General features: G+C 70.8%; 5 protein-coding genes. 3 read left to right on the top strand and 2 right to left on the bottom strand.

What is annotated here, in order from left to right; all coding sequences use genetic code 11:
• Both AN233_RS09585 and AN233_RS09580 read left to right on the top strand, forming a co-directional pair.
• A partial coding sequence (locus tag AN233_RS09585; protein WP_281176551.1) for a DICT sensory domain-containing protein occupies positions 1-525 on the top strand: 525 nt, incomplete at its 5' end.
• A 58-nt stretch (positions 526-583) separates the two neighbouring features.
• Positions 584-901 carry a HalOD1 output domain-containing protein gene (locus AN233_RS09580; RefSeq protein ID WP_058366565.1) on the top strand — a complete coding sequence of 106 codons (318 nt, stop codon included), beginning with the start codon at positions 584-586 and terminating at the stop codon, positions 899-901.
• A 25-nt stretch (positions 902-926) separates the two neighbouring features.
• Here AN233_RS09580 and AN233_RS09575 read toward each other — a convergent pair whose 3' ends face one another.
• Positions 927-1,646 (bottom strand): helix-turn-helix domain-containing protein, encoded by a 720-nt coding sequence (locus tag AN233_RS09575; RefSeq protein WP_058366564.1) that lies wholly within the window; start codon positions 1,644-1,646, stop codon positions 927-929.
• An 88-nt stretch (positions 1,647-1,734) separates the two neighbouring features.
• Positions 1,735-4,836, bottom strand: a complete 3,102-nt coding sequence (locus AN233_RS09570; RefSeq protein ID WP_058366563.1) for an FAD-binding and (Fe-S)-binding domain-containing protein — start codon at positions 4,834-4,836, stop codon at positions 1,735-1,737.
• Positions 4,837-5,022: 186 nt separating this feature from the next.
• Here AN233_RS09570 and AN233_RS09565 point away from each other — a divergent pair, with 186 nt between their 5' ends.
• Positions 5,023-5,745: a fumarylacetoacetate hydrolase family protein gene (locus AN233_RS09565; protein WP_058366562.1), complete on the top strand. Its 723-nt coding sequence runs from the start codon at positions 5,023-5,025 to the stop codon at positions 5,743-5,745.
• The last annotated feature ends 306 nt before the right edge of the window (positions 5,746-6,051 follow it).

Here is a 6,051-nt window from a genome sequence, read left to right as displayed (position 1 = left end):
CCCCCGATCGTCCGGCCACGTCCCGGCGGCGGCGTGTCGGCGGGGTACCGCGCCGTCTTCGACGCGCTCGAGGGAACGACGTTCGAAGCGCTGGACCGACGGCAACTGCTCGCGGTCAGTCGCGAGATCGAAGACCGGGCGTACCGGACCGGTAGCGGAACGCTCCGTGCGAGTTTCCAGACGCTTTCCGCGTTCCGACCGCAGGTCGACCCGTACCGCGAACTCGCCGCGACGAATCTCGAAGTCCACGTCTACGGCGTCGCCGACTGGCACCCGCCGGAGATCCCCGGGGTCACGTACCACGTAGACGCGGGCGGCGGGCTGGAACCGTACTGGGCGCTCGCGTTCGATGGCGGCGACGACGACAGCCGAGCCTGCGGGCTCCTCGCGCGCGAACGCGATGCGTACGAGGGGTTCTGGACCGACGACGCGGCGACCGTCGCGGCGATCGACGACGCGCTCGCGAGCCGCGACGTCGACGCCGACGAACCCGGATCGACGTCCGCCGACGGCCTTGGTACGTAGGGACGCGACGTATATGCCTTCCCGCAATATCCCACACGTCTACCCGACTGAGACGCCCATGAGCGAACATCACACAACCGAGACCGCGGCGAGCACGGACGGCGAGTCGGGCGTGGTCGTCCGCCAGTGGGACCGATCCGAGGGACCGCTCGGTAGCGTTCACGACGCGCTCATCGAGGCCACCGGCGCCGACCCGCAGGACCTCCCACCGCTCTACGACGCCGTCGATCCGGACGCGCTCGCGGCCGTCCTCGGTGCGGACGACCGGTCGGAGCGTGACCGGGCGGCGACCTCGATCACGTTCGTCCACGGCGGCTGTGAGGTGACCGTCGAGGCGAGCGGACGGACGCTCGTCTCGCCGATCGAGGACGGGTGAGGATCCAAGGGTCCGCCGACGCCCGCTATCGGCGTCCCGGAGCGCCGAGCTCCGAGCGCTCGAAAAGTAACGTGAGCAGCTTTCGCTCCGCGGCGCGGATGTGCTCGGCGAACGTCGCCGAGGAGACCCTCAACTCCTCGGCCACGTCCTCGCCGCTGCACTCGCGCGGCCACTCGTAGTACCCCGCCTCGAGGGCGGTCACGAGGACTTCGAACTGCCTGTCCGTGAGGCGCGTTCGGAGCACTTGTCGGACGCCGGAGAGCGTGAAAAGCGGCGTCACCGACTCCTTCCCACGCTTGGCGGTCAGATCGGCCGCAGGGACCGCCGTGAGGAACGCGTCGATGACCGCGCCGGTGTCACAGCCGGCCGGGATGTCGGCGACGATGCGGCCGGTCCCGTCGGTGGCTTCCACCACCTGCGGGAGGGCGCCGAGCTCCGCGAGCCGGTGGGCGGGACAGTTCCCCAACACCCGGAACTCGAACAGTCCCCCGCGGTCGTACTCGGTGAGGAGACTCACCTCGGCCGTCTCGTGCTCCTCGGCGAGTGCGGCGATGCGCGCCGGGTCCGCACCGGTGACGCTGAAGTACTCCGTGTGCCCCCCGTCACGGCGCGGCACCATCTTCGCGAGTTCGAACGTGCACTCCTCGACGGCCGACCCCCTGAGGAACGGGTAGTTCCCCTCACGGAGCGCGAACTCGACCTCGATGACTGGGCCGGCCGGCTCCGTCTGACCCGATCTGGACATGTTCTCGGGAATTGGTCCGTCAGCAGCATGATTTTTGTGTATTATTACCACGATACGCTTCGGAATGGTTCGCTCCCCGACTCGGCAGTCACGGACCGCCGCGGCTGCTCTCGGAGGGCAGTGCCGCGGCGACCTTCTGTATCGGATGTGGAGGATGGTCGGCCCCCTCGCGGTCTCCCAGTTGGGTGCGACAGGAGCCGCCGGGCGCCGTGACGATGTCGCCGGGACTCTGCGCGACCTCGTCGAACAGCAGGCGGCCGATGGCCTGCGAGAGGTCGTAATGCTCGCTCTCGTAGCCGAACGAGCCGGCCATGCCGCAACAGCCCGAGTCGAGGGGGTCGACCTCGTAGCCGGCCCGTCGGAGGACGCCGACCGCGTGGTGGTCCTTCTTGAGCGCCTTCTGGTTGCAGTGGCCGTGATACGTGAGCGTCTCCGCCGGCGCGTCGAAGGCGAGGCCCTCGTCGAGCCGATGGGCGTCGATGTACTCCAGCACGCCGAAGGCGGCTTCCGAGACGACCGTTCCGTCGCTCGCGGTCGCCTCGCCGACCGCTTCCGGGATCAGCAGGTCGCGGTACTCGTCTTGGAACATGACCGCGTCCGAGGGTTCCACGAAGACGACCGCGGCGCCCTCGCGGACCCGAGGTGCGAGCGCCTCGACGTTCTCGACCGCTCGCTCGCGGGCCGCATCCAGAAAGCCGCCGGAGTAGGCCGCCCGCCCGGAGGGAGCCAGGTCCCCCGGGACCTCGACGCGCACGTTCGCGGCCTCCAGCACTGCCACCGCGGCCTTCCCCGCGGCCGGGTAGCTGTAGGTCGTGTAGGTGTCCGGGAACAGCAGGACGGTCGCGGCCGCGTCCTGCTCCGGGACGGCGGGACCGCCCCGCGCAGCGAACCAGTCGTGCAGGCTCTCGCGGCGGAACGGCGGCAGCTCCCTGTTCGGTGCGATGTCGACGACGCGGTCCATGAGCGCCCGCGCGCCGGGGACCTTCGCGGCCGCGTTCGAGAGGGGCGCGAGCCGGCTCCCGAGCGCGGAGAGCCGGTCGATATCGCGGAACAGTTTCTCGCGCAGACCCGCGCCCGCCTCCTCGTGGTGGTCGTGTTTCACCTCGGCCTTGAGCTTCGCGAGGTCGACGCCCGTCGGGCAGTCGCGCTTGCAGCCCTTACAGCCGACACAGAGGTCCAGCACCTCCTCCTGAAAGCGGTCGGAGTGGATCTCGCCATCCGGGAGGTCGCCGCTTATCGCCGCGCGGAGCATGTTCGCGCGCCCCCGCGTCGACTGGACCTCCTCGCGCGAGGCCCGGAAGGTGGGGCACATCGTCCCGCCGGACTCCCGTTCCCGGCAGGTGCCGCAGCCGTTGCACAGTTCCACGAGGTGCGAGAGGCCGCCCTCCGCGGAGAAGTCGAGCGTCGTCGTCGGCTCGACGCTGCTGTAGGCGGGGCCGTAGCGCAGGTGTTCGCGCATGTCCGTGTCGGCGGCCGTCTCGGGGTAGCCCTCTGCGGCGGCCGTCTCGCCGTCCACGTAGACGACCTTCCCGGGATTCATGCGCCAGTCCGGGTCGAACGCCGACTTCAGGTCCTGGAACGCGCCCCACAGCGCCGGGCCGTACATCTTGGGGTTGAACTCCGTGCGCGCGAGGCCGTCGCCGTGCTCGCCGGAGAAGGCGCCGTGGTGCTCCAGCACGAGGTCCGTCACGTCGTCGGCGATGTCGTGCATCGTTTCGACCCCCTGCTCCTCCTTCAGGTTCAGAATGGGGCGGATGTGGAGCGTCCCGGAACCGGCGTGCGCGAAGTACGCCGCGGAGGTGCCGTGGTCGTCGAGGACCGTCTCGAACTTGCCCACGTACTCGGCCAACTCCGCGGGCGGGACGGAGGCGTCCTCGATGAATGGGTACGGCTTCGGGTCGCCCTCCATGCTCATCAGCAGGGGGATGGCCGCCTTCCGGAGCTTCCAGAGGTCCGCCTGCGCGTCGAAGTCGTACGCCTCGATCACGTCGAAGGCGTCGCCCTCGGTCAGAAACCTCTCGGAGGTCTCCGCGACCGCGGCCGCGAAGTCGTCGACGCACTCGTCGTCGAACTCGACCATCAGCGCCGCCGCGGCGCGGTCGGGGATCGGCTCGGCGTACGCCGCGAACTCCTCGGAACCGGCCGCGAGCGCGAACACCTCGTCGTCCATCAGCTCGACCGCGCTTACGGGGAACTCGAGCGCCTCGGGGACCGCCCGCATCGCGTCCACGAGGTCGTCGAAGCAGTAGAGCGCGAGCGCGGTCTCGTCGGGCTTCGTCACCAGTGACAGCTCCGCCTCCACGACCACGCCGAGGGTCCCCTCCGCGCCGACGAACAGCTTCGAGAGGTTGATGACGCGCTCGCCGTCACCGTTTTCCCGCATCACTTTGTGGAGGTTGTAGCCGGAGACGGAGCGCTTCAACTCGGGGTAGCGCGTCTCGATCTCCGCCTCGTGCTCCGCCACGAGTCCGCGGACGGTCTCATAAATGGCTGCCTCGCGGTCGTCCTTCTCGACGATCGCCTCGTACTCCGGCGAGTCGAGGACCACGTCGCGGGTGTGGATCAGCGAGCCGTCCGCGAGGACGACCCGGAGCTCCTCGGTGTAGGCGTCGGTGATGCCGTACCGCACCGAGTGCGCGCCGGTGGAGTTGTTCCCGATCCCGCCGCCGATGGTCGCCCGGCCCGAGGAGGCGGGGTCGGGCGCGAACTTGAGCCCGTGTTCCGCCAGCCGGTCGTCGAGGTGGTCCTGCACGACGCCGGGCTGGACGACCGCGCGGCGGTCCTCGGGCCGGACCGCCAGTATCTCGTCCATGTGGCGGCTCAGGTCGAGGACGACACATCCCGGCCCGACCGCCTGGCCCGCGAGCGAGGAGCCGGTGCCGCGTGGCAGCACGGGGGCGTCGTGTTCGGCGGCGACCGCGACCGCCGCGCGCACGTCCGCGACCGAGCGCGGGCAGACGACGCCCGCGGGCCGCGCCCCGTAGACGCTCCCGTCGGTGGCGTACAGCACCTGCGCGTACTCGTCGAACGCCACCTCGCCCGCCACGCGCTCGCGGAGGTCAGCGGCCAGTGCAGCGTACTCCGGATCGTCCGGGCGGTCGTGCCCAAGAGAGGCCGCGGAGACGGCGTCGGGGTCGATGGCTTCGGCGGCGTCCGACCCCGCGGCCCCGCGGGCGTCGTCAACTCCCATGAACGTTCGTGATGGTCGGCCGGCGATAAGCGTATGGGTCGGTTCAACATGCGCGGGCACGGCGGTTGGCGGTCGGCCGTCCCACGCCGTGACGGTCCCGGAACCGACTCGTCCGCGACCGCCCCGTCCGCGACCGCCCCGTCCGCGACCGACGCCCTTTTGCTCGCGAGCGTGGCAGAAGGCCGCATGCGACGCGCGCGCCTGCTGACGCCCGACGGGCCGGTCGAGGGACGCTACGAGGACGGGGTCGTCCACGCCGCGGACGGCGAGTACGCGGTCGGCCGCGACGGCCGGCTGCTCCCGCCCGCGAGTCCCTCGGCGTGCTACTGCGTGGGCCGCAACTACGCCGCCACGCTCGACCAGATGGAGTACGAGCGCCCGGAGGAGCCGGACTGGTTCATCAAGCCGCCGACGAGCCTCGCGGCCCACGGCGAGCGGATACGCTACCCCGACTGGACCGACGAGCTCACCTACGCCGGCGAGCTCGTCGCGGTGATCGACGAACGCTGCCGGGAGCTGACCCCGGACGAGGTGCCGGAGGTCGTCCGCGGCTACACGATCATGAACGACCTCGACGCGCTCGATCAGGTCGGTCGCTCGGCTCGGAAGGCGTTCGACGGCTCCGGCCCGCTCGGACCGTGGATAGAGACCGATCTGGACCCCCGAAACCTCGACATGGAGACGTACGTCGGCGGCGAGAAGCGGCAGGAGGCCAACACGGAGCTGATGCTGTTCGGTCCCTACGAGCTGGTGGCGCACCTCTCCGAGCGCGTCACCTTCGAGCCGGGCGACTGCGTGGCGTTCGGCAGCCCCGCGAACCCCGGGCTCGTGGAGCCGGGCGAGACCGTCTCGATCACCTACGAGGGCGTCGGGACGCTGGAGAACGAGGTCGTCGCGCCGGACGGCTGAACGGCGCGCGGGCGAGTGTGGTGCTGTGGCGGTTCGATTGCGGTGCTGCTACGATGCTGACGCGGTGCTGTGCGGTCGGCGCGCGCCGCGGCGACCGCGAAGCGTGTCGCCGCGACCGCGCGAGGGAGGCCGCGGGCCGGCCGCCTGCGGTGTCTCCAGCGCGCTACTGCACGCTGGAGGCCAGCGGGACGCGGTTTGTCCCGCGCTGCGGTTTCGCGGCCGGCCCGCGGCCGAGGTTGGGGAGGCGTGAGGCTGCGGTGCTGTGCGGTCGCGGTTGCGGTGCGGGGTGGGACTGAAAGGGGCAGG

It is taken from the genome of Haloparvum sedimenti (genome assembly GCF_001462205.1).
In the GTDB taxonomy this organism is placed as follows: domain Archaea; phylum Halobacteriota; class Halobacteria; order Halobacteriales; family Haloferacaceae; genus Haloparvum; species Haloparvum sedimenti.
Note: the sequence above shows the minus strand (reverse complement) of the source record. Positions and strands in the feature narration are given on the sequence as shown.